This window comes from Hymenobacter agri (assembly GCF_054778495.1).
This window is the reverse complement of the sequence record NZ_BAAGZM010000468.1, coordinates 1-3,472: the sequence shown is the minus strand read 5'-3', so window position 1 is coordinate 3,472 and position 3,472 is coordinate 1. Positions and strand designations below refer to the sequence as shown.

Below are 3,472 nucleotides of genomic sequence, written 5' to 3'. Positions count from 1 at the left end.
GCTGGTGCTGCTGCTGGCCTACGGCTACTACGCCGAAGTAGGCAAGCAGCTGCCGCTCGTGAACACTGGCTTAGTTTCGTTCGCCGCCCTGGCGTAGTTCGTGCCCGCCGTGGGCTGCGGCCTCTACTGGAAGGGCGGCACCCGGCGCGGGGCCACGGTGGGTCTGCTGGCGGGCTTTGCAGTGTGGTTTTTTACGCTGGTGCTACCCACACTGGTGGGGCCGGGCCGCCTGCCTGAATCGGTGCTTACTGAGGGCGTGGGCGGCATTGCCGGCCTGCGGCCGTTTGCCTTGTTTGGGCTCGAAGGGCTCGATTACCTCTCGCACGGGCTGTTCTGGAGCTGGCTGTTCAACATCGGCCTCTACGTGGGCCTGTCGCTGGCCTGGCCGCCCACGGCGCTGGAGCTGCGCCAGGCCGACGTATTCGTGGATGTGTTCACGCGCCGCAGTCTGGCCGAGGAAATTACCGGCTGGCAGGGCCAAACCCCCTTCCCCGACGTACGGGCCCTGCTGTTGGGCTTTCTCGGGAAGAAGCGCACTAATCAGGCCCTGCGCACCTTCGCTACCCGCTTTCCCGACGCCATGCCAACGGAAGCCTCCAGCAATTCCCAACTCACCAGCTCACCAGCTCACCACCTCACTGCTGCCGACCCGCGCCTGCTCAACTACGCCGAAAAGCTGCTCGCGGGCAGTCTCGGTCCGGCTTCGGCGCGCATGCTGGTAGCATCGGTGGCGGGCGCGGAGGAAATCAGCTACGCCAGCGTGGTGGGTATACTGAAAGAGAGCCAGCAATTACTCGAAGCCAACCGCCAACTCCAGAAACAAAGCCGCCAGCTCCAGCGCCTCACCGACGAGTTGCGCGCCGCCTACGACCAGCTCCAGGCCCTCGACCAGCGCAAAGACGAATTCCTCTACACCGTGACGCACGAGCTGCGCACGCCGCTCACCAGCATCCGGGCGCTGGCCGAAATCCTGGCCGACAACCCCGAGCTGGACGTGGAGGAGCGCCAGCATTTCCAGCTCACCATCGGCCGCGAAGCCGAGCGCCTGACGCGCCTCATCTCGCTGGTGCTCGATTTGGAGAAATTCGAATCGGGCCAGGCGACGCTCGACCGCACGGCCGTGCCCGTGGCCGACCTCGTGGCCGAAGCCCTGGACGCCGTAGGCCAGCTGCTGCGCGACAAGCACATCACTCTGCACGTCGACACGCCCGCCGACCTGCCCATCCTCTACGCCGACCGCGACCGGCTGATGCAGGTGCTCGTGAATCTGCTTTCCAACGCCATCAAGGCCTGCCGGGCCGACGGCTCGGGCCGCATCGCCGTGCTGGCCTGGCCCGCCGCCGACCTCGTGCTGCTGAGCGTGGAAGACAACGGCCGCGGCATTTCGCCCGCCGCCCAGCACCTCATCTTCGACAAATTCTTCCAGGCCCAGAACCAAACCACCCGCAAGCCCGAAGGCACCGGCCTGGGCTTGGCCATCACCCGCAAAATCGTGGAGCTGCACCACGGCCGCATCTGGGTCGAGAGCGAGCTCGAGCGCGGTGCCCGCTTCTTCGTCGAGCTGCCGCTGCTGCGGGGCGGTGGGGCTGGCTTGGAAGAACGTCATGCTGAGCGCAGTCGAAGCATCTCTACCGCGTAACTAATCCCGACGATTGAGTCTACTCTACTACTGCGGTAGAGATGCTTCGACTGCGCTCAGCATGACGTTCTTTTTGCTCCGCTCAACTCGTTGCTTTCTCTACCGTTCCCCACCACCCGCCTCACCACCTCCCCGCCCATGAAATCGCCCCACATTCTCATCGTTGACGACGAGCCTAACATCGTGATGTCGCTCGAATTTCTGATGCGCAAGAATGGCTACCTGGTCGGCATTGCCCGCAACGGCACCGAAGCCCTGGCCGCCATCGACCAGACGCCCTACGACCTCGTGCTGCTTGATATCATGATGCCCGACGTCGACGGCCTCGAAGTGTGCCGGCAGCTGCGCCAGCGCCCCGACCGCGCCGCTACCAAAGTCATTTTCCTCTCCGCCAAAAGCCGCGAAGCCGACGTGCAGAAAGGCTATACCGCCGGGGCCGACCTCTACATTCCCAAGCCCTTCAGCACCCGCCAGCTCATGGAAAAAGTACGCGAACTGCTGGTGCTCAATGAGTGAATGAGCAAATATAGCTACGCCCATCACTCAATTCCCAAGCAATGCCCCATTCGCTCATTCACCCATTCACCCATTGACCATGCCCGCCTGCTCTTACGCCGCTACCCACGCCGCAAGCCTGGCCGACCCGGCCGGTTTCTGGGCCGCCCAGGCCCAGCACCTGGCCTGGGACAAGTCCTTTACCCAGGCCCTGAGCCAGGATGAGAACGGCACCTACCGCTGGTTCCGGGGCGGCGAGCTGAATACCTGCTTCCTCTGCCTCGACTACCACGTGCATCACGGCCGCGCCGACCAGCCCGCCCTGATTTATGACTCGCCCGTCACCAATACCCTGCGCACCTACACCTACGCCGAGCTGCTCGACCTCACGGCCCGGCTGGCCGGCGGGCTGCGCGAGCTTGGCGTAGCAGTGGGCGACCGCGTGCTCATCTACATGCCCAACATGCCCGAGGCGGTGGCGGCCATGCTGGCCTGCGCCCGGCTCGGGGCCATTCATTCGGTGGTGTTTGGTGGCTTTGCGCCCCACGAGCTGGCCGTGCGAATTGATGATGCCCGGCCGCGCGTCATCATCTGCGCATCGGGCGGCATGGAGTTCGACCGCATCATTCCCTACAAGCCGCTGGTGGATGAAGCGCTGGCCAAGGCCGCGCACCAGCCCGCCCACGTGGTGGTGTGCCAGCGCGACTTCGTGACGGCCGGGATGCAGCCCGACCGCGACGTGGACTACGCCACGCTGCTGCAAGCTGCGCCCGTGCCCGCCGTGCCGGTGTCGGCCACCCATCCGCTCTACATCCTCTACACCAGCGGCACCACCGGGCTGCCCAAAGGTGTGGTGCGCGACCACGGCGGCCACGCCGTGGCCCTGCACTTTAGCATGCGCACCATCTACGACTTGGCACCCGGCGAAACCATCTTCACCGGCTCCGATATCGGCTGGGCCGTGGGGCACAGCTACATAGTGTACGGCCCGCTGCTGCGCGGCTGCATTTCGGTGCTGTTCGAAGGCAAACCCGTGCGCACGCCCGATGCGGGCACCTTCTGGCGGCTGGTATCGCAGCATCAGGCGAAGGTGATGTTCACCGCGCCCACCGCCATTCGGGCCATCAAAAAGGAAGACCCCGAGGGACTGCTGGCGAAAAAATACGACCTGGGCGGCCTGCGCCACCTGTTTCTGGCGGGCGAGCGCTGCGACCCCGCGACCTTCGCCTGGGCCGGCCAGCTGCTGGGCGTGCCCGTGGTCGACCACTGGTGGCAGACCGAATCCGGCTGGCCCATGCTGGCCACTATAGTCGGCCTCGAAGACATGCCCGCCCCACG

Annotated in this window: 3 protein-coding genes; all 3 read left to right on the top strand. The window is 65.3% G+C overall.

The annotated features are described in order from the left end of the window. Window positions 1-100: 100 nt before the first annotated feature. Complete coding sequence (locus ACYVDE_RS17780; RefSeq protein WP_460502893.1) at window positions 101-1,639, top strand: sensor histidine kinase; 1,539 nt, start codon at window positions 101-103, stop codon at window positions 1,637-1,639. 138 nt (window positions 1,640-1,777) lie between these two features. Beyond that, window positions 1,778-2,155 carry a response regulator transcription factor gene (locus tag ACYVDE_RS17775; protein ID WP_460502892.1) on the top strand — a complete coding sequence of 126 codons (378 nt, stop codon included), beginning with the start codon at window positions 1,778-1,780 and terminating at the stop codon, window positions 2,153-2,155. A 79-nt stretch (window positions 2,156-2,234) separates the two neighbouring features. Beyond that, window positions 2,235-3,472: AMP-binding protein (locus ACYVDE_RS17770; RefSeq protein ID WP_460502891.1), on the top strand; the 1,238-nt coding region annotated here is incomplete at its 3' end.